This is a genomic window from Lysobacter silvisoli, assembly GCF_003382365.1.
Lineage (GTDB): Bacteria > Pseudomonadota > Gammaproteobacteria > Xanthomonadales > Xanthomonadaceae > Lysobacter > Lysobacter silvisoli.
Genome location: NZ_QTSU01000001.1, coordinates 1,580,902 through 1,602,265, shown reverse-complemented (window position 1 = coordinate 1,602,265; position 21,364 = coordinate 1,580,902). Strand labels below are relative to the sequence as shown.

Here is a 21,364-nt window from a genome sequence, read left to right as displayed (position 1 = left end):
CGGGTTGGTCCCTTTATACCGCATCCGTTGCCGTATGGAAGACGGTGTTCAGGGTTCCCACGGCCGCCGTTTAGGCATAAAAGAAGCCCGGCTTGCGCCGGGCTTCGAAGGGGACAACGGTGGAACCGATCAGAACTTGTAGGTCAGGCTCAGGTAGACGCGACGACCCAGCGGATCCGCACCGATCGGGTAGTTGAAGAACGGATAGCCGGTTTCGCTGTTGTCGTGACGGTACTGGTTGTCCAGCACGTTCAGCACGCTCAGCTGAGCCATGACGTTCTCAGTGAACTTCTTCTGCACCTGCAGGTTGTACAGCATGTACGGCTGCAGACGACGACTGTAGGGCTTGCCAGCAGCGTTGACGCCGTCGACTTCGGCATTGCTGAACGCCGAGCCGAAGCGGGTGCCGAACACCGTGGTGGACCAATCACCCTTCGACCAGGTGATCGAACCGCGCACGCGGCTGCGCTCGCTGTAGAAGTACTCCGGCGGCAGATCGCGGTAGTCGATCAGCGGTTCGTCGTCCAACTGCTTGTACTTGTTGGTCAGGACCAGCGAGTAACCCAGCGAGAAGTCGAAGTCGCCGTAGCGGTCGGTATCCAGCTTGTAACGGTACGTGGCATCGATACCGCTGGTGTCTTGCAGCGCGGTGTTGATGTACGCATCGTTGATGCGCTCGATACGGCCGTCCAGGGCCGTGCCCGGAGCGACGGTACGAGTGACCAGACCCAGGATGTTCTGGCAGAACGCGGCGCTCGGTGCCGGACGGCCATCGCTGTAGCTGCCCAGGCGGCAAGCCGCTTCGGAGCGCAGGATGTAGTCCGAACCCAGCTGGGAAGCGGCGTCTTCCAGCTTGATGCGGTAGTAGTCGACCGAGACGTTCATGTTATCCATGATGTCCCAGACGAAACCGTAGCCGTACGACTTGCCCTTTTCCTCTTCCAGGTTCGGGTTGCCGGCGATCGTGGTCTGCACCGTGTAGATCGTCGGGTCGGCGGTCACGTTGCACTGCGCGCGGTTACGCGGGCCGAGCGCGGCGCCGGCACCGGTACCCGAGCGGCAGGCGTACTCGTCCAGCGCGCCGGCGAACGAAGCCGCGCCCTGGGCGTAGACCAACTGCATGTCCGGAGCGCGGAAGCTGGTGGCCATCGAACCGCGGAACAGCAGGTTGTCGAGCGGGCGGAACTCCAGACCCAGGTTATAGGTGAAGGCGCCGTCGACCGCGGTGATGTCGTCGTACTTGTCGTAACGGCCAGCCAGCTGAGCGGTCAGCATGCTGAAGATCGGCACGCGGAACTCGGCGCCGATCGCATAGCGGTTGCGCTCGCCTTCGGTACGGCCGGAGCTGACCAGGTTGTAGATGGTCTGGCTGTCGGCGGGGCGCAGCGGATCGGTGCGCGGGTCGCTACGCAGGTCGACGGTCTGGCGCGAGGCTTCCAGCGTACCGGCGAAGCCCAGCGGGCCGGCCGGCAGGTTGAACAGATCGCCGCTGACGTTGAAGTTGAACGTGGACGAAGTGGTGTCGCCCTCGTTGATCACGCGCGTGGAGACCGCACGGTACTGCTCGGGCGTGAACGGCGTGGTCCAGCGATCCAGATTCAGGCGGTAGATCGGGTAGATGCCCGCGCCGGTGCCGGTGGGGTTGCTGAAGCCCAGGCGCGGACCCAGGAAGTAGTCATGCACAGCCTTCGCCAGCAGACGCGGACGATCGGCGGTGTATTCGTACTTGGCGTGCTGACCGACCACTTCCCAGTCGAAGCGCTCGCCGAACGTGCCCATCAGGCCGGCACTCACGTCGTAGGTGCTTTCGTCGAACTTGGTGGTGGCCGCTTCCGGGCCACCCAGCTCGAACGGGTTGAACACGCGCTGCAGCTGGATAAGCGAACCGAACTGCGGATCGTAGTAGAACGCGTTGGTGCCGCCGGTGCTGGTGATGTTGAAACGGTCGCCCGAGGTGCCCCAGAACTCCGTACCCGAACTCGCCTTGGCGGCGGAGTCGTAGTAGGTGGCGCTACCGAACAGGGTCAGCGTGTCGGTCAGGTTGAACGTGCCGTAGCCGTAAGCCGAGTAGAACTCGTTGGCGTTCGAGATGGAACGCGAGCCCGGCTGGGTGAACGAGCCGCAGTACGTGCCGCGAGTGGGCGTGGTGCGGGTGGTGTAGCCGAAGCGGTCGCAGACCGCCTGGCCGGGATAATAGGCGTTATGGTTCGCCGGGCCATTGACGGTGGTGTTGCCGCGAATGGCGATCAGCGACAGCGCCGGATTGGTGAAGCCCGGGCCCAGCGGGCCGTTGCGGGTATCGGCCAGGAAGTCGCGCTGATTGGCGAACACAGGCTCCATGTTGCCGTACTGCAGAGCCCACACCGCGCTCCAACGATCGCCGGTGGCGCCGCCGGTGTACTCCACGTTGATGCTGTCGCCGCCGCCGTTGCTGGTGGTGCCGGCGGTTAGGCGGACCTGATTGCCTTCATAATTTTCGCGCAGGACGATGTTGACCACACCGGCGACCGCGTCGGAACCATAAATGGCCGAGGCGCCGCCCGTCAGCACTTCCACGCGCTCGATGATCGCGGACGGAATGGCGCGGACGTTGACGACGTTGTTGTCGCGGTTATACGGCTGCGGGTACTGCGCGGGGCGGCGGCCGTTGATCAGGGTCAACGTGTAGCCGGGGCCCAGGTTGCGCAGGTTCACGACCTGAGCATTCGGGGTGAAGCCGCTGACGCCCAAGTCGCCGGTGAACGACGCCGTGGTGTTCTGGGTCAGAGTCTGCAGCATGTCGCCGACCGTCTGGAAGCCCTCGCGGTCGATGTCCGCACGGGTGATGACGGTGACGGGAGCCGGACCCTCGATCTCGGTGCGCTTGATGCGCGAACCGACGACGGTAACGCCTTCGATGTCCGTCGCTTCCTGCTTGGACGGGGCGTCGTTCTGGGTGCTGGTGCTGTCTTGCGCGCTCGCCGTACCGGCGGCGGATAGAACCAGGGCGCTGATGAGCGCCGCGGTCAGCCTGCTGCGCTGCAGGCCTTCTGCGTTGCGAACTGCCATTAGGTTGTCCCCCAAATGAACTTTGATGTGTCGCTTTTTGTGCCGACCTTGGCGAACTGCTATCCCCTTAGTCGCGAACTTAACATGCGGTTAACGTGGATGTCATCACCGCATCACATTTTTTGGGTTGCGTTCATTTTTTATTTAAGTGGTTGTTATTAAAGATATTTATTGAGAAACACCACTGTAAGTTGGCGCATTGCGTGGTTTGAAGTGTGAGCTTTTGGGGGGCGACCGTACTGAAGCAGGAGAACCGGGACTTGCCAACGCCGATTCAGCTTGGTGCCGATGCGGCGGAAACAAAAAAGAGCCCGGCTTGCGCCGGGCTCTTCGATGTTGCGGTGTAGCGGTTTGGATCAGAACTTGTACGACAGACGCAGGTGGTACGCGCGGCCGAACGGGTCGGCACCGATGAACGGATTGAAGAACGGATAACCCGTGTCGCTCAGATCCTTGCGGTGGGTATTGTCCAGCACGTTGTTGACGATGAAGGCCGCTTCGAAGTTCTCGCCGAACTTCTTCTCCACCGCCAGGTTGTACAGCATGTACGGCTGCAGACGCGCGCCGTAGTAGCGGCCGGTGACCGAATCGCGGCCAGCGGCTTCGGCGGCGTTCGGCGCCGAACCCAGACGCTGACCGAACACGGTCGTGGTCCAGTCGCCCTTCTCCCAGGTCACGCTGCCGCGCACGCGGCTGCGCTGGTTGTCGTTGTCCAGGCGGTCGCGGTAGTCGATCAGATCGTCTTCCTCGAACTGCTTGTACTTCTCACCCAGGCTCAGGCTGTAGGCCAGGTTGAAGTCGAAGTTGCCCCAGCGGTCGGTGTCGAAGCGGTAGCGCCAGGTGGCGTCGATGCCGGTGTTGATCGAACGGGCGGCATTGATGTAACCGCCGCGGATGTTGACCACACGGCCGTTGGCCTGGCCCGGAGCCTGCTGACGGGTCACGCGCGAGGTGATGTCCTGGCAGAAGGCCGAGGTCGGCGCGTTCGGGAACGGCGTGCCGTTCGCGTACGTGCCCAGGCGGCAGTTGGCTTCGTTCTGCAGGATGTAGTCCAGGCTCAGCGCGGTGGCCTGATCGTCCAGCTGGATCTTGTAGTAATCGATGGACATGGACATGCCCTCGATCAGATCCAGGACGAAGCCGGCGGTCAGCGACTTGCCTTCCTCTTCCTTCAGGCCTGGGTTGCCCACGGTCTGGTTCTGCGACTGGTACTGCATCGGGTGGCCCGAGGCGTTGCAGTCGGTGACCGTCTCGCCGCCAGCGCGGCAGCCGTAGTAGTCCAGCACGCCGGCGAACGAGGCCACGCCCTGCGCGAACACCAGCGGCATGTCCGGCGCGCGGAAGCTGGTGGAGTAGTTGGCGCGCAGCAGCAGGCGTTCGATCGGACGGTATTCCAGACCCAGGCCGTAGGTGAACGCGCCGTCCACCTCGGTGATGTCGTCGTACTTGTCGTAACGGCCGGCGATCTGGGCGTTCAAGTTGCTCAGCAGCGGCACGCGGAACTCGGCGCCGATCGCGTAGCGGTCGCGCTCGCCCTTGATGTCGCCCGAGCTGACCAGGTTGTACGGCGTGGTCTCGTCCGGGGTGCGGTTAGGATCGGTGCGCGGATCGCTGTTGAGCTGCAGCGTCTGGCGGCCGAATTCCAGCGTGCCGGCGAAGCCGACCGGGCCGGCCGGCATGTCGAACAGGTCGCCGCTGACGGTGAAGCTGGCCTGGCCGCTGGTGGTGTGGCCCTTGTTGATCACACGGGTCGACATGGCGCGGTACTGCGCCGGCGTCAGCGGGGTGTGCCAACGGTCCAGGTTCAGGGTGTAGTAGGCGTAGCCGTAGTCGTCGATGCCTTCCAGGTCGCCCAGGAAGTAATCGTGCACGCTCTTGGCCAGCAGGCGCGGCGAGTCGGACTTGTACTCGTAACGGCCGTAGGTACCGGTCAGGTCCCAGTCGAAACGGTCGGCGAAGGTGCCGCGCAGGCCGGTCGAGAAGTCGTAGGCCTTCTCGTCGTACTTGGTGGTGACCGCGGTGTTGCCGCCCACTTCCTTCGGCGTCAGCACGCGCTGCAGCTGGACGAAGGTGCCCAGGCCGCTATCGAAGTAGAAGCTGGCGGGCAGGAACGGGTCGCCGGCAGTGCCCCAGAACTCGGTGCCGCTGCTGGACTCGGCCTTGGAGTCGTACAGGGTGGTGCTGGCCCAGGCCTGCAGGCCGTTGCTGAAGTCGTACGTGCCGTAGGCATACGCCGACATGTTCTCGCGCTTGTTCGAGATCGACTGCGAAGCCACCGAGTCGTACGAACCGCAGATCTGGCCGCGGGTGGCGGACAGGTAGGGCGTGAAGCCGAAGCGGTCGCAGACTTCCTGGCCCGGGTAGTACGCGGCGCGGCCGCGGTTGAGCAGGTCGATGGCGACCAGCGACAGGCTGGGGCCGACCTGGTTGCCGCGCGGACCGTCGCGCAGGTCGTCCATGAAGTCGCGCTGCGAGGCGAAGATCGGCTCGTCGTAGTTGTACTGCAGGGCGTAGGTCAGGCTCCAGTTGTCGCCGACGCGGCCGCCCGAGTATTCCAGGTCCAGGCTGTCGCCGCCGCCGCCGGAGGTCGTGCCGACCGTGCCGCGCAGCAGGTTACCTTCGAAGTTGGTGCGGGTGACGATGTTGACCACGCCCGCGACCGCGTCCGAACCGTAAATGGCCGAAGCGCCGCCCGACAGCACTTCCACGCGCTCGATGATCGAGGACGGGATCGCGCCCACGTTCACCGAGGAACGGTCGCTGTTGTAGGGCTGCGGGTAGTCGGAGATGCGGCGGCCGTTGACCAGGACCAGGGTGTAGCCCGGGCCCAGGTTGCGCAGGTTCACGACCTGGGCATTGGGGGTGAAGCCGTTCACGGCCAGATCGCCGGTGAACGAATTGGTGGTGTTTTGGGTCAGCGACGACAGCATGTCGGAGACCGTCTGAAAGCCTTGCTTGTCGATATCTTCGCGGCTGATGACGGTGACCGGAGCCGGGCCTTCGATCTGGGCGCGCTTGATGCGCGAACCCACCACGGTGACGCCTTCAACGTCCGTGGCCTGGTCATTGGCCGGAGCGGGCTGCGCTGCAGCGCTGTCCTGGGCGAAAGCGCCGCCGGCGGCGGGCGCAATCAATACTGCCAACAAGGCAGCGGTCAGTCGGCTGCGCGGCAGCCGCTTCTCGATAGCTTCCATCAGTTATCCCCTAACTTTTATGGTTGGTGACCTGTCCGTGGTCGATATATGTCGCAAATCCCCTCGACAGGCCGAACGTAACATGCGCTTAACGTGGTTTGCATGTGCCTGTCGAACAGACAGATTCGGCAAACACGGCGTCCACCGTTTCAGCGCAGGAAGGTAGGGGGGGGAGTATTTTTTTGCGTTGCCAGTGTTGACCTGCGTATAGAAAGAGTGCCGATTTGGAGAAGAGGGCTGGCCAATGGACGGTTGAACAGGAAGCGCCGAACGGCGCGCCGTGCGGATGCCTCGGTGTGGGTCACTTGGATCGGCAGTTGGTTTCTATTCGCGGCCTGGTATCACTTGCTTCCAAAGATAATCTTCCGGTCAGTGCGATGCTGAGTTCTATATCAACCGCAATCAGTACTCATAACTTGCGCCGTAAATACGCATCTTTACTTGCGATAAGCGTGCGCCGACTCAGATTGGGCAAGCGGGGTCCGATGGCTGGTCTCAGCGATTGCGATTAGCCCCGGATAGTGTGCACACTGGGTCTTGGGGGAGCCGGCCTTGCCGGCTCAAGTTGTGACATCACGTCCGCGCCTTAGGCCGGGTTCGAGCATCCATCGCATGCAATCTCATTTCGTTGTCGCCCTGGCAGGGCCGGTGTCCGGCGCGCTTGTCCGTTCTGTGTTGTCCGCGTCGTCGCGGTATGCGGCAATAGCGCTACCGTTTTTGCTGCTCGTCGCCGGACCAGGCACGGCGCAGTCCATCACCGCGGAAGCCGAGTACCAGAAGAAGATTCAGGCCGCGTCGACGGTGACGGCGTCTTCCGAAGGCATGTTTGGCAACCTCACGTCCGACGCCACCGGCAAGACCGAGTTCGTGAGCGTGGACATCGACGTGCCCGGCAACAGCGCGCTACCGGTGCAACTGGGGCGGCGCTTGCCGATCGACTGGTGGTATCTGCCGGAGCAGTTGGGGGGCATAGGCAACTGGGATATCGAGGTGCCTTATATCCAGACAACGGTGTCCAGCAACATGGGATGGGTGATCGCCAATCCGTCGACGCCCGAGGCCCATAAACGTTGCTCCTACCCAGGGCTGCCGTTCGTGGAGGGGTTGTTGGTCAATCCGGAAGAGGTCTCGCACGGCTATCGCCTGCACGTGCCGGGCATGGGCGACGAGTCCATGCTGGTGGACAACACCGCCAACGTCGATCCCACCAACGGCGCCAGTCATCCCTGGGTGCTCAAGTCCATGGGGCGCCTGGGCTGCCTGCCTACGGTGAAGAACGGCTACCCGGGGGAAGGCTTCTACCTGCTGACCACGAATGGGCTGAAGTACTACTTCGACTATCCCGTAGAGCGCACCGCGCTGACCGTCCGCAAGGGGCCCAAGGGGATTCCGGGCTACAACATGGCGCGCAAGAACATCTACATGCTGGCGACGCGCATTGAGGACCGCTTCGGCAACTACGTCGATTATCAGTACACGAATGGCAAGTTGACCGGCATTACGGCCAACGATGGCCGGCAGATATCGCTGCAGTACGGCACCAACTCGGTCACCGCGACCAGCCACGGACGTACCTGGACCTATGCCTTGCAAAACGGTCATCTGACTACGGTGACGAATCCGGATGGGTCGACCTGGCAGTACTCGCCTTATGGTTTTGGTGGGGTCTACAACGAGCCGCAATCGGATTCGATGGGGTTGTCGTATTTCGATGCCGGTCAAATGTGTTTAACGGAATCCAACATCGGACGGTTCGCGGGCGTATTTCCCTTTGTAGTCAAGCACCCCAGTGGAGCGACCGCGACCTTCCAGTTCGAAGGCCGGCGTTTCCACCGTAGCCGTGTTCCGTACATTTGCTTCATCGATTTCTTTGACCATGAGGTGAAGGTCGCTGGCGGCGCCATTAATTTCTCGGCCTTTTATAACTGGATCGAGTTTAGTGACGATCCCAATGGGCCTGACGAGCTTACGTTCATTGATACTTATGACAGTCAAATGTTGACGGAGAACTACGTGACCGTCTCTGGGTACGCGCGTATAGGCACTCAAAATTACTTTGATGTGCATTCGCTGCAATCCATCTCAGTGTCTGGTCCGGGTATCGCGACTGCTACGACTACTTATGCTTACGATGCTGACACGTATCCATACTGTGGGATTTATGACCACCAGACCGGTTTGCTCGCAGGTTTGGCATGTAACCAGGATCCTTGCGCGGATGGCTCATGTGACGGCATAGGCCGTACGACTACGATCACGCTGCCGACGGGTTCTGTTATTAAGAAGCGCTATGGCGTCATTTTCGAGCAGAACGAAGGAGTACTGCTCAGCGAGCAAGTGCTCAGCTCAAGCGGCACCGTCGCCCAGCGAACGGACTACAACTACGTTCAAGACGGCGAAATGTCGCAGCAACCCTTTCCGGACGAGATCGGTTACGGATTCCACGACCGCATGGAATCGAAGCTGCGTCCGCTGGCATCGACCATCCTACTCAGAGACGGCGTCGCTTACACCAGTTCGGTCGACAGCTTCGACCAGTTCGCCCGCCCCGTTACGGTGACGCGGGCCAGCAACATCAGCTATGGCTATAGCCGCACCGACACCACGGCCTATCACGACAACTTGACCAAGTGGGTATTGGGTCAGGTGTCGTCGGTGACTACCGCGGGTTTGGTGCCATCCCAAACCGATTACGACCCGGCCACCGCCATGCCGGTTCGCAGCTACGCCTTCGGCAACCTGGTGCAGACGGTGACCTACAACGCCGACGGCACGGTGGCCACCGTGAAGGACGGCAACAATCACGTCAGCGCCATGTCCAACTGGAAGCGCGGAATTCCGCAGACGGTGAGCTACCCCGCAACTGCCGAGGCGCCGAGCGGCAGTTCCGAGAGCGCGGTCGTCAACGATAATGGCTGGGTGACCTCCGCCACGGACGAAAACGGGCACACCACCACCTATGGCTACGACGCCATGGGGCGCGTGTCTTCGATCGCTTATCCCATCGACGATACGGTGCAGTGGAACAATACCGTTCGATCGTTCGTGCAAGTGAATCAGGAAGAGATGGGCTTGCCGGCCGGCCACTGGCGCCAGGTAGTTCAGCAAGGGAACCACGAGAAGATCACCTTCTTCGACGCGCTATGGCAGCCGGTGATGCAATACGAGCGCGACATCTCGAACAACGATGCTACCTTCCGGTTCACTGTGAATGGATACGACGCGGAAGGCAGGCAGATTTTGGCCGCCTATCCGAGAAATCCTTATCAAGAAGGACAGTGGGGTCCCTGGACGGGCGTTCACACCAGCTATGACGCTCTGGGCCGGGTGCTTCAAGTCCGGCAGGACACCGAGTTGGGCAGTCAGTCCATCACGAACACGGAGTATCTCAGCGGCGGCGACATCAAGGTGACCAACCCCCGCGGCGAGATCACGCGTACGCGCTACGCCGCCTGGGATCAGCCGACCACCGATTACCCGATCGAAATCTTCCATCCCGAGGATGCCTTCACCCAGATATTGCGGGATTCGTTGTTGCGGCCCATCCAAACCCGCCGCACGGAGGTGGCGCCGTGAGCCGCTTCGCACAATGGGCTGGTAGCCAGCCCCAATGGATGGCGAAGGCCGCTGCGTCTTCCGTGCGCACGCTGCTGTTGGTGGCGGTGATGCTGTTGGGGCTGGGGTCGGCACATGCGACCAACGGCCCTTGGATTCGCATCGCTACCCCAGCCGCCAACGCCAGCTTCCCGGCGCCCGCTAGCGTCCAGGTGCTCATCGAGACCGGCAGCACCGATCCGAATCAGACGATCGGCGAAGTGTTCTTGAACGTAGGCGAAGACCTGATTCAAAACGGAACCACCCTGCAGAACCTGCCGGCAGGCACGTACGACATCTACGCCTATGCGTATGTCTACGAAGGGGGCGAAGCCTTACTGGATCCGATCGAAGTCACCGGGCAGTTCGTGGTCACGGCCACGCCGGCGCGCAACGCGCAGTTCATATCGCAATCGGTGCCGGCCGCGATGGCGGCAGGGCAGAGCTATGCGATCAGCGTGCAGATGAAGAATACCGGCACGTCCACCTGGACGACGGCGGGTTCGTATCGGCTGGGATCGCGCAATGCCGTCGATAACACGACCTGGGGCAGTAACCGCATCGCGCTGCCTTCCGATATCGCCCCCGGCCAGGTCGCGACCTTCAGTTTCAATGTGCAGGCCCCGTCTAACGCCGGCTCCTATAACTTCCAGTGGGGCATGGTCCAAGATGGCGTCGGGCTGTTCGGCGAAACGACCCAGAACGTGGCGGTTGCAGTGACGTCCGGCGCGCTGTCCGCAACCCCCAATCCTTGCTCGATCCCCAGCGGCGCTTCGATCTGCAGCAGCTCCGTCGGTTGGGTGTCCAGTGCCAGCAATGCGCAGGTCTGGGTCACCGGGCTGGATAACTCGAATCCGCAGCTGTTCGCCGCCGCCAAGAACGGCTCGCAAGTGGCCGGCTGGATCACCGCAGGAGGTGCTCGCTTCCATCTCAAGAGTGGCACCTTGACGTTGGATACGATCGACGTGTCCGGTCAACTGGCCGCCAATGTGCCGCCCTCCGTCAGCTTGACGGCACCGGTGGGTGGCCAGGTCTTCCCGGCCGCCAGTTCGGTTGTGCTCAAAGCGACGGCCTCGGATCCCGACAACGGCGTCCAGCGGGTCGAGTTTTATGTGGACGGCGCCAAGGTGGGCGAAGATGCGAGCGCGCCGTATGCGGTCAGCTGGACTTCGACGGCTGGTGCGCATTCCGTCACTGCACGTGCGATCGACCCGCTCAATGCGCAGGCCACGTCCAGCGCGGTCGCTATTTCGGTGAGTTCGCCTCCTCCGGTGGCGACCGGCGGCGTGGCGCGTATTTACGTGTACAACAACGAGTCGGCCTATGGCGCCGATCAGCGCCTGTGCAAGGTCATCGAGCCCGAAACGGGCGCGACGGTGATGCGCTACGACACGGCCGGCAACTTGATGTGGTCGGCTTCTGGCCTGAATTTGCCCAGCACCAGTAGCTGCGATTTCGCCGCGGCTCATGCCTCAGGGCGCCGCATCGACCGTACCTACGATGCGCGCAGCCGCATGGTCGACATGGTGTTCCCTGACGGCAACGGCAACCAGCATTTCGACTACACCAAGGACGGCCTACCCAGCCTGATCCGCACCTGGAATAACGAGGGCACCACCACCGTCGTCAACCGCTACTACTACAACAAGCGGCGTCTGCTGGAAGACGAATCCGTGGAGCAGCCGGGTTCCTATACCTGGCCGCTGGACTACGTGTACGACCAGAACGGCAGCCTGGCTGAGCAGGCCTATCCCACGGGGCTGCGGGTGCGCTACGCGCCTAACGCGCTAGGCCAGGCGACCCAGGTGGTCACGGCGCCGTCGAGCACCACCACCGGCACCTATGCCTCGGGGGTCAGTTACTACCCCAACGGCGCGATCAAGCAATTCACCTACGGCAACGGCATCGTCCACACGATGGTGCAGAACGCCCGCCAGCTGCCGCAGACCACGCAGGATGGCAGCATCACAGGCTTTACCCATCTTTACGACGCCAACGGCAATACCACCCTGATCGACGATCTGGTGCAGGGGCAGAATTTCAAGCGCTACCTGAGCTACGACGGTTTGGATCGCCTGAAAGCGGCTGGTTCGGCGATGTTTGGCGGCTCCACGCATTATATCAACTACACGTACGACGCCGTCGACAACATCCGCTCGGTCAACCATCCCGGGGTGCGCGAGCACACCTATTGGTATGACGCCAGGAATCAGCTGACCAACGTCCAGAACCCGGCTGGTGCTTCGGTGGTGGGCCTGGACTATGACGTCCAGGGAAATATCAACCACAAGAACGGGCAGGAGTATCGCTTCGACTACGGCAACCGACTGCGCCGGGTCGTGGGCAAGGAGACCTACCGCTACGACGGCTATGGCCGCCGTGCCGACGTCACTCGCGACAACGGCAGCGCGGAAGTTTTCCAATACAGCCAGTCCGGCCAGTACCTGTTCAGCTCCAAGTTGCCGGCTGGTGGCGGGCAGACGACCCATGAGAACGTGTACCTAGCGGGCAGCGTGATCGCGACGATCGATCACAACTGGCCCAGCAACGCGATCATCGCGACCAAGTATCAGCACACCGATGCGCTGGGGTCGCCGGTGGCTACGACGGATACCAGCGGTGCGCTGATCGAGCGTACCAACTATGAGCCTTACGGTAGCGCGATAAATAAGACGGTCGACGGTATCGGCTATACCGGTCATGTGGTGGATGGAGCGACCGCACTGACGTATATGCAGCAGAGATATTATGACGCCTCTTTAGGGAGGTTCCTAAGTGTAGATCCAGTTGCGGTAGGTGCCGGTAGTGGGTCGAATTTCAATAGATATCAATACGCCAATAATAGTCCTTATAATTTCTATGATCCTGACGGAAGGTTTGGCTGTCCTATTCCGGCGAGTGACCTCTGCGGTAAGTCGTTGGAGGTTGTTCGGGCACAAGATGCATCTAGGTATCGTGGTGAGCCAACGTGGCTGGGTAGGGTTGCTGGTGAGCTAGTTGATTTTGTGCCGTGGGTGGGGGATCGGATTGCCATCCATGCAGCGATAAGGAATCCTTCCGGTCCAAGAATATTTGCAGCGGCTGTGGGACTTGCTGGTCCTATAGGCGATGGTCTTGGGAAAGTAATAAAAAAGTCAGATGATATTGGTGAGATAGCTGGAACTTTGTTTCATTACACAGATGAGGCGGGCGCCAGAGGGATACTAGAGTCTGGAAAAATCCTACCTGATGCCAACGGTCGAGTTTATTTGACTACTGATCAGATAGCGCCGGCAGACGCCAGTAATGTCTTGTTTATGGGGCGCGGCGGTAACAAGGGTACTCACGTGGTAGAGGTTGATGTTCGTCAGGGTGTGGAGTTGAGAGCGGGTGAGCAGGCAAATGAGCTCATCCACCAGGGTGCAATTAGAGACGGCCGTCAAGCTGATTTGCGAGTGAGGAAGAATGAGTTCTAAATTGTTCTCGGGTTGCGATAAGGTTGAGTTGCTCGCCTTGCACAGAGGGCTAATGGAGGCTCGCTTCTGCGAGGTCCCCAACGATCTAGATGTGTCCGGAAGCCCTATCCTGGCGAAAATTCATCGTGAATTGATAGGGGCCATTTTGGCATTGGACCATCCAGTGGGTGGGAGCGTGGCGCAGTGGAGGGCTTGGCTAAATATTGATGTCAAGAGACGTGAGTGGGGTGTCGCTTTGCGAAGGGCGATGAACTCGGCATGGTGGCAGCGTTTGGTTTTGGAGGAGAAGCAGAGCGCATGCCGCGATTTGTTGTCTCCCTTTTTCGTTGATGATGAGCTTGTGCGGTTGTTTATAAGCTCTGTTGATAATGGAAGATGAGCTGCAAGTTTGGTGTAGTGCTTTGTCCATATTTTGAAGTGAGCGCTGGGTCTGAGATTGGGTCTGCGGAGTATTGATAATGAGCATCGCCTAGGGCTGGCACTCTGGCGGCGCGCGATCTTGTGATCTATCAGGGATAATATGCGGCTCTGACTCGTCAATCCGTAGGTACCCTTTGTCCGATCACCTCCAAGCCGTCCTGGGTCAACTCCGACTCCCCGACACCGACTTCACCCTGGCCGATGCCGGCGCCCGCATCCGCGCCGTCGACGCCAACGGTGCCGTGGCGGTCTCGCTCTCGGCCGGCTTGCCGGTCGAAGGCCTGCGCCCCTGGCTGCAGGCGGCCATCGCCGAGCGCCTGGCCGCCGAGGGCAAGACCCTGGCCACGCTGGAACTGGTCCAGCGCATCGCCGCGCATGCGGTGCAGCCGAATCTGGCGCCGTTGGAGAACGTGCGCAATCTGATCGCGGTGGGCTCGGGCAAGGGCGGGGTGGGCAAGTCGACCACGGCGGTGAATCTGGCGCTGGCGCTGGCGGCCGATGGGGCGCGGGTGGGCGTGTTGGACGCCGACATCTACGGGCCCAGCGTGCCGACCATGCTGGGGCTGAGCGGCAAGCCGGACAGTCCGGATGGGAAGACCATCGAGCCGATGCGGGCGCACGGGATCGCGGCCATGTCGATCGGGCTGCTGGTGGAGCAGGACACGCCGATGATCTGGCGCGGGCCGATGGCGACGTCGGCGCTGACCCAGTTGCTCAACGAGACGCGCTGGGGCGAGCTGGATTATCTGATCGTGGACCTGCCGCCGGGCACGGGCGATATCCAGCTGACGCTGGCGCAGAAGATTCCGGTGGCCGGCGCGGTGATCGTGACGACGCCGCAGGACGTTGCCACGCTGGACGCGCGCAAGGCGCTGAAGATGTTCGAAAAGGTACAGGTGCCGGTGCTGGGCCTGGTGGAGAACATGGCGGTGCACGTGTGTTCGAACTGCGGCCACGCCGAGCATGTGTTCGGCCAGGGCGGCGGGGCGCGGATGGCCGAGCAGTACGGGGTGCCGCTGCTGGGCAGCCTGCCGCTGGAGCTGGCGATCCGCGAGCAGGGCGACGCGGGCACGCCGGTGGTGGCGGCGCAGCCGGACTCGGCCGCGGCCCAGGCCTACCGGGCCGCGGCGCGCAATCTGGCGGTGCGGCTGGCGCTGCGGCCGCGGGTGGCGCCGTCGATTTCGGCCTCGCTGCTGGGCTGAGGCCGCGCTGGCGGCCGGTCCGGGCCTAGCCTGGGGCCGGCTCGCTTACAATCGCCGGCCACGGCCCCGTCCGGCCCCCGCACGCTTCTGGAACCCCGAATGAGCATCAAGTCCGACCGTTGGATCCGCCGCATGTCCGAGCAGCACGGCATGATCGAGCCGTTCGAGCCCGGCCAGGTCAAGCAGGCCGCCGACGGCCAGCGCATCGTCAGCTACGGCACCTCCAGCTACGGCTACGACGTGCGCTGCTCGCGCGAGTTCAAGGTGTTCACCAACATCAACTCGACCATCGTCGATCCCAAGCATTTCGATCCGGGCAGCTTCGTCGACATCGAGAACGACGTGTGCATCATTCCGCCGAATTCGTTCGCGCTGGCGCGCACGGTGGAGTACTTCCGCATCCCGCGCGACACCCTGGTGGTGTGCCTGGGCAAGAGCACCTACGCGCGCTGCGGCATCATCGTCAACGTGACGCCGCTGGAGCCGGAGTGGGAAGGTCACGTGACGCTGGAGTTCAGCAACACCACGCCGCTGCCGGCGCGCATCTACGCCAACGAAGGCGTGGCGCAGATGCTGTTCTTCCAGTCCGACGAAGTCTGCGAGACCTCGTACAAGGATCGCGGCGGCAAGTACCAGGGCCAGACCGGCGTGACTTTGCCGCGCACCTGAGCGGCGCCCGCAACTTTTAGGAATCGCGCGACATGGATCAGAGTCAGGACGAGAACCCGTACCGTAGCCCGCAAGCGGCGCTGGCCGAGCCGGTGGCGGTGCCTGCAGGACAGTTGGCCGATCGCATCGTCCGGCTAGCCGCCTCGATCCTGGACACGATCATCTTGATGGTCGTGTTCATGCCGATCGCCTACTTCGGTGGCTATTTCCAGCAGGTGATGGACAACGCGGCATCCGGACGGCAGTTCATGCCGATCGGTGTGACCGTGCTGTGGTCCTGCATCGGTTTCGCCGTGTTCGTGCTGTTGCAGGGCTACCCGTTGCATACCCGCGGCCAGACCTGGGGCAAGCGCATCTGCAAGATCAGGATCGTCGACCTGGACGGCAACAAGCCCAGCTTGGGGCATCTGCTGCTGCGGCGCTATCTGCCGGTAAACGTGGTCGCGGCGATTCCGCTGGTGGGCATGCTGGGTACGCTGGTCGATACGCTGCTGATTTTCCGCGAGGACCGCCGTTGCGGGCACGATTTGATCGCGGGGACGCGGGTGGTCGTCGCGCGGTCCGAGAGCGCCTGATTCCGGGCGGGGGATCGCGATGTACGTCGCTCCCGCAAGACACTATCGATAGCCTCGCGTCCCGCTGTAGGAGCGGCGCGAGCCGCGACCGCGTGCGGTCCACTGCGGCGCGAGTTCGGTGCTGCGACGCTATTGCCATGGTTCGCTGGCGGCCGTGGGTTCGCGGTCGCGGCTTGCGCCGCTCCTACCCCGAGGCCTTAGGGGCGCTGGTAGGTGACGAAGAAGCCTTGCAGGTCGCCGTTTTCGATGTAGGGCTCCACGCTGACCACGTTGTAGCCGCGGGTGGTGAAAGCCTGGTGGGCGCGACTGAGGGTGTTGGCGGCGCCCTGGTTGCGGAAGCCCCAGCTGGCGTCGACCCACAGGGTGACGGCGCGCAAGTTCTTGGTTACGGCTTCCTGGGCGACCTGGTCGGGGTTCTTGTCGAACAGGCCGGCCTGCGCGGCGGGGGCGGCGAACAGGGCTAGGGTGCAGAGCAGGGCGGCGGATAGGGCGGTGCGCATGCGGGTCTCCGGGGGAGGGCGAATGCGGCATCTTCGCCGACGCTACGCGAATGGAAACGTAACGGTTCCCCCCTTTGTTGAGGGGGGCTAGGGGGGATTTGCTTTTAGGCTTCAAGAGCAACAGCAAATCCCCCTCAATCCCCCTTTTCCAAAGGGGGAAGACAAGCAAAAAGGGGGGGCGATGGAGGGGGGCGATCAGCGGAACGCAATCCAATACATCAGCACGATGTTGCATCCCAGCAGCAAGGCGCCGGTCGGCCACTGCGCGCGGATCACGCCGTAAGGATCTTTGAGTTCCAGCAGCGCCGCCGGCACCAGGTTGTAGTTGGCGGCCATCGGCGTCATCAAGGTGCCGCAGTAGCCCGAGAGCATGCCGATCGCGGCCAGCGAGGCGGCGTCGGCGCCGTGATGCTGCACCAGTAGCGGCAGGCCGATGCCGGCGGTGATCACCGGGAAGGCGGCGAAGGCGTTGCCCATGATGATGGTGAACAGCGCCATGCCCAGGGCGTAGGCGACCACCACCAGGAAGGGGTTGTCGACGGGGATCACCGAGCGCACCACTTCGGCCACGGCCTGGCCGACTCCGCCGGCTTCGAACACGCTGCCCAGCGAGGCCAGCAGCAAGGGCAGCAGCGCGGCCCAGCCGATCGCATCGACCAGTCGCCGCGATTGTTCGACGCCGCTCCAAGGCGTTTGCCGGGTGAGCCGGCAGGCGGCGGCCAGCGCCACCACGCAGGCGATGGCCAGCGCGATCAGCGTCAGGTTGGCGGTTTCGAGCAGCGGCGTGCCGCCGAAGGACACGTGCTTGAGGCCGAGCACGCCGATCAGGGTGACCGCCGGAATCAGCAGTGCGGGCCAGAACAATCGATTGCCCAAACGCTGCGCTTCGGCCTGCTTCTGCTCGGCGCTGCTCTGGTCGTAGCGGCCGCTGCGAAGACCGCCGAAACCGGCCAGCACCGCCAGCAGCACCACCGCCGCGCCCACCCACACCGGCGGCAGCCGCTCGGCCACGAACAGCAGCAGCGACAGCAGGCCCCAGAACAGCGCGGTGGTGTGGCGGCGCGGGTTGGCGCGGTCGCGCCAGCCGCGCCAGGCCAGCGCGGCCAGGTAGGCGCCCAACAGCCAGTAGACGTAGGTCAGGGTGATCATCGCGGCGCTCCATCGCCGTCCAGGCGGCGCGCCAGGCGGCGCTCGTAGCGCAGGATGCGCAACGCATGGATCACGAAGGCGCAGATCGCGGTGGGGATGCCCCACAGCGCGATCTGCAGCGGGTCCAGGCGAATGCCGTGCTCGGCGTAGAAGCCCTGGATCAGCAGCACCGCACCGAAGGCGATGAAGATGTCCTCGCCGAAGAACAGGCCGACGTTGTCGGTGCCGGCCGACATCGCGCGGATGCGCTGGCGTTCGTCCTCGGGCAGTTCGCCATGGCGCGCCTGGGCGGCGCCTTCGGCCATCGGCGCCAGCAGCGGTCGCACGGTCTGGGCATGCCCGCCCAGGCTGTTGAGGCCCAGCGCGGAAAAGCCCTGGCGCATGAGCAGGTAGGCGATCAGCAGGCGGCCGAACGTGGCGCCGCGCAGGCGCGCGATCCAGGCCTGCGCCCGCTCCTTGAGGCCGTGGCGCTCGAGCAGGCCGATCACCGGCAAAGTCAGCAGGAACAGCAACAGAAAGCGCTTCTCGGTGAAGGCCTTGCCCAGCACCTCCAGCACGTCCAGCGGCGAGAGTTTGGCCGCCAGTCCGGTGACGAAGCCGGCGGCCACCACCACCAGCGCGGGGTTGAGGCGCAGCACGAAGCCGAGCACGACCGCGGCCACGCCCAGCAAGGGCCAGTAGTTCATGCGTGCATCCTGGTTGGAGGGGCGGGAAAGGCGCCGCGACGGCGGCGATTCGGCGGCAGGCAGCGGGCGCCGAAGTCCGCGATCACGCCGCGTCGATCGCGAGGATGCGGATGCCGTCGGCTTCCAGCGCCGCGCGCACGGCGCGCGCGAACGCGGGCGCGTCGGCGCGGTCGCCGTGCAGGCACAGGCTGTCGGCGCGCAGTTGCAGGCGCTGGCCGCCGGCGGCGACGACTTCGCCGCGCTTGGCCAGGCCGTGGACCTGGGCGATGGCTTCGTCCAGCGTTTCCAGCACCGCGCCGGGCGTACCGCGCGGCAACAGGCGGCCGTTGCCGCCGTAGCCGCGTTCGGCGAAGACTTCGTGCACCGCGCGCAGGCCCGCGGCTTCGGCGGCAGCGGTGAGTTCGGAGCCGGACAGGCCGTACACGGCCAGCTTGGGGTCGAAGGCGGCCACAGCGCCGACGATGGCCTCGGCGACGATGCGGTCGTCGGCGGCCAGGTTGTACAGCGCGCCATGCGGCTTCATGTGGCTCAGGCGCAGGCCTTCGTCGTCGGCCAGCGCGGCCAGCCGCGCGAGCTGGCGCAGCACCAGCATGCTGATTTCGTCGCGGTCCAGCGGCAGCACGCGGCGGCCGAAATGTTCGGGGTCGTCGTAGCCCGGATGGGCGCCGGCGGCGACGCCGTGCTCGCGGCACAGGCGCAGGGTGGCGCGCATGGTCGCCTCGTCGCCGGCATGGCCGCCGCAGGCGATGTTGGCGGAACTCACGTAGGGCAGGATCGCGGCATCGTCGCCGCAGCCTTCGCCCAGGTCGCAATTGAAGTCGATGCGCGCGTCCACGCCGGGATGATGCCTGAAAGCGGCTGCGCGTGGCGGGCGTGCGTCAGGCGACGGGCCGCGCGTGCGACCCGTCGCCGTCGGGGCGGATCAGCCGCCGCCGGACTCGGTGCCGGGCGCGGGCGCGGGTGCGGCATCGGCCGCAGCGGAGGCTGGCGCCGCAGGCGCCTGCCACAGCCTGGTCTCCGCCGGCCCGCCCATCATCTGCGCGCGCACCAGCGGCACCGGCGGGCCGCCGTAGCTCAGGAACTGGTCGTGGAAGGCCTTCCACGCGCTGCGGCCGCCGCGGCTGGCGGTCCAGTCCTCGCGCAGCTGCATGATCATCAGCTTGCCCAGGGTGTAGTTCAGGTAGCCCGGATCGTAGGTGCCGCGCGCGGCCTGCTGGCGCGCGTTGCCCGGGTCCTGGAAGGCCTTGTCCTTGAACATCTGCTCGGACTGGGCCACGGTCATGCCGCCGGTGTGCAGGCCGATCGCCGACAGGAAGCGCACGTCGCGCAGCAGCGCGTTGCTGAGCTGGCCGATGTGGATCTCCGGCGTGGCGCCGTCGACGCCGGCGTCGAACATCATCTCCTCGGTGTAGTGCGCCCAGCCCTCGGCGTAGGCATAGCCCACGAACAGCTGGGCGAAGGTCCATTGCGAGCGGTTGGCGTGCAGGGACTGCAGGAAGTGGCCCGGCCACACCTCGTGCGCCGAGGTGAACAACAGGTCGGCCTTGCCCGGCACGTAAGCGTCCTGCTCGGCCTTGGGCCAGCTCGGATCGGGCGGAGCGATGTAGTAGACCGAGGGCAGGTTCTTTTCGTACGGGCCGGGGATCTCGATGTAGGCGAAGTTGGTGCGGTTGAACGGCGGCGCTTCTTCCACGCGCGCTTCCTCGGTGCCCGGGATGCTGACCAGGTCCTTGTCGACTAGGAACTTGCGCAGGCCCACCAACTGGTCGCGCGCGCCTTGCACCGCGCCGCCCTGCGGCTTGTCGGCGTTGACCTTCTCGATGCACGCGCCCAGTGCCTGGCCCGGCGCGTATTGATCGCAGGCGGCCTTGAGCGCGGCCAGGTTGCGCGCCAGGTCGGCTTCGCCGATGGCCTTGAGCTGGTCCAGCGGCAGCTCCACGCGCTCGGTGGCCTTGAGCATCTTGGCGAAGCGCTCGGCGCCGATGGCGTAGTCCTGGGTGGCCTGCGGCTTCTGCGCGCTCAGCCAATCCGACAGGCCCTGCATGGCCTCGATGGCCTTGGCGTTGGAGGCCTTGAAGCGCGCCTGCAGCGCGGTGTCGGGCACTTCGGCGAAGGCCTTGGGCGCGTCGTCCTTGAAGAACTGGGCCAGGCCGCCGAAGACGATGTTGCCGAACTCGATGTAGCTGGCCGGCAGCGGGCCTTTGAGGTTGGCGCGGATCTGTTCGGCGGCCTTGGGCAGCGCTTCCTGGTAGGCGACGAAGGCGTTCATGCGCTGCGGCAGCGGCGCGTAGGGGCGGGTCAGGTACATGCTCGGCGACAGGTCGCCGGCGTAGAAGGCCGGGTTCTTGTTGGGGAAACCGGAGTCTTCCAGGTAGAACAGCTGGCCGTCGATCACCGACAGCGCGTATTCGCGCTGGAAGCGCTGCTGCGCGTCTAGCTTGTCGTCGCCGAAGCCGGCGATCTTGGCGCGCTGTTCCTTCAGCCAGGTGCCGGTGGCGGCCAGGCCCTGTGGCGACCAATCCGGCAGCTTGCCGTCGTATTCGTGCTTGCCCGCGTTGGCCGCGGCGGTGGGGTAGCGCTCGAAGTATCCGGCGACGAAGGCGTCGATGGCCGGCTGCCAATCCGCGTTGGCGGCTACGGTGGCGGCGGCGCCGTTGGCGTTGGCGTCGGCGGCGGGGGCGGGCGTTTCTTGCTTGCAGCCGGCGATCAGCGCGGCGGCGACACAGACGGACAGCGACAACAGGCGCAGGCTGGGCATTGCGGTTCTCCGGAAGAACGGCGGGGGCGTACGCGGGCCGCCGGCCGGTGCGACCGGTGCCGCCGCCGATCCTCGGCTGGCTGGCGGCGCTTGACCAGTGTCTTTCGCCCTAGC

12 protein-coding genes are annotated in these 21,364 nt (G+C 64.0%); 5 read left to right on the top strand and 7 right to left on the bottom strand.

What is annotated here, in order from left to right:
• Positions 1 to 129: 129 nt before the first annotated feature.
• Both DX914_RS07005 and DX914_RS07000 read right to left on the bottom strand, forming a co-directional pair.
• Positions 130 to 3,048: a TonB-dependent receptor plug domain-containing protein gene (locus DX914_RS07005; protein WP_115858288.1), complete on the bottom strand. Its 2,919-nt coding sequence runs from the start codon at positions 3,046 to 3,048 to the stop codon at positions 130 to 132.
• A 356-nt stretch (positions 3,049 to 3,404) separates the two neighbouring features.
• Entirely contained in the window at positions 3,405 to 6,242 is a 2,838-nt protein-coding gene (locus DX914_RS07000) for a TonB-dependent receptor plug domain-containing protein (RefSeq protein WP_115858287.1), read from the bottom strand.
• A 612-nt stretch (positions 6,243 to 6,854) separates the two neighbouring features.
• On the opposite strand from DX914_RS07000, the gene DX914_RS06995 reads away from it, so the two are divergent.
• The 5 genes from DX914_RS06995 to DX914_RS06975 all read left to right on the top strand — a co-directional run bounded on the left by DX914_RS06995 (position 6,855) and on the right by DX914_RS06975 (position 16,157).
• The gene (locus DX914_RS06995; protein ID WP_115858286.1) at positions 6,855 to 9,818 is read left to right on the top strand and encodes an RHS repeat protein; all 2,964 of its coding nucleotides are present in this window, start codon (positions 6,855 to 6,857) and stop codon (positions 9,816 to 9,818) included.
• Entirely contained in the window at positions 9,815 to 13,291 is a 3,477-nt protein-coding gene (locus tag DX914_RS06990; protein ID WP_158549204.1) for an Ig-like domain-containing protein, read from the top strand. The genes DX914_RS06995 and DX914_RS06990 overlap by 4 nt, the downstream gene beginning before the upstream one ends.
• Positions 13,292 to 13,845: 554 nt before the next feature.
• Positions 13,846 to 14,913 (top strand): iron-sulfur cluster carrier protein ApbC, encoded by a 1,068-nt coding sequence (apbC, locus tag DX914_RS06985; RefSeq protein ID WP_269204239.1) that lies wholly within the window; start codon positions 13,846 to 13,848, stop codon positions 14,911 to 14,913.
• Between the two features lie 99 nt (positions 14,914 to 15,012).
• Entirely contained in the window at positions 15,013 to 15,582 is a 570-nt protein-coding gene (gene dcd / locus DX914_RS06980; RefSeq protein WP_115858285.1) for a dCTP deaminase, read from the top strand.
• Between the two features lie 32 nt (positions 15,583 to 15,614).
• The gene (locus DX914_RS06975) at positions 15,615 to 16,157 is read left to right on the top strand and encodes an RDD family protein (RefSeq protein WP_115858284.1); all 543 of its coding nucleotides are present in this window, start codon (positions 15,615 to 15,617) and stop codon (positions 16,155 to 16,157) included.
• A gap of 197 nt (positions 16,158 to 16,354) precedes the next feature.
• Here DX914_RS06975 and DX914_RS06970 read toward each other — a convergent pair whose 3' ends face one another.
• The 5 genes from DX914_RS06970 to DX914_RS06950 all read right to left on the bottom strand — a co-directional run bounded on the left by DX914_RS06970 (position 16,355) and on the right by DX914_RS06950 (position 21,250).
• Positions 16,355 to 16,657, bottom strand: a complete 303-nt coding sequence (locus DX914_RS06970) for a hypothetical protein (protein WP_115858283.1) — start codon at positions 16,655 to 16,657, stop codon at positions 16,355 to 16,357.
• A 195-nt stretch (positions 16,658 to 16,852) separates the two neighbouring features.
• The gene (locus tag DX914_RS06965) at positions 16,853 to 17,806 is read right to left on the bottom strand and encodes a DUF979 domain-containing protein (protein ID WP_115858282.1); all 954 of its coding nucleotides are present in this window, start codon (positions 17,804 to 17,806) and stop codon (positions 16,853 to 16,855) included.
• Positions 17,803 to 18,492 carry a DUF969 domain-containing protein gene (locus DX914_RS06960; RefSeq protein WP_115858281.1) on the bottom strand — a complete coding sequence of 230 codons (690 nt, stop codon included), beginning with the start codon at positions 18,490 to 18,492 and terminating at the stop codon, positions 17,803 to 17,805. The genes DX914_RS06965 and DX914_RS06960 overlap by 4 nt, the downstream gene beginning before the upstream one ends.
• Before the next feature lie 82 nt (positions 18,493 to 18,574).
• Positions 18,575 to 19,327, bottom strand: coding sequence for a 5-oxoprolinase subunit PxpA (locus DX914_RS06955; RefSeq protein ID WP_196778838.1), 753 nt, complete (start codon positions 19,325 to 19,327; stop codon positions 18,575 to 18,577).
• An 87-nt stretch (positions 19,328 to 19,414) separates the two neighbouring features.
• Complete coding sequence (locus tag DX914_RS06950; protein WP_115858280.1) at positions 19,415 to 21,250, bottom strand: DUF885 domain-containing protein; 1,836 nt, start codon at positions 21,248 to 21,250, stop codon at positions 19,415 to 19,417.
• Between the last annotated feature and the right edge of the window lie 114 nt (positions 21,251 to 21,364).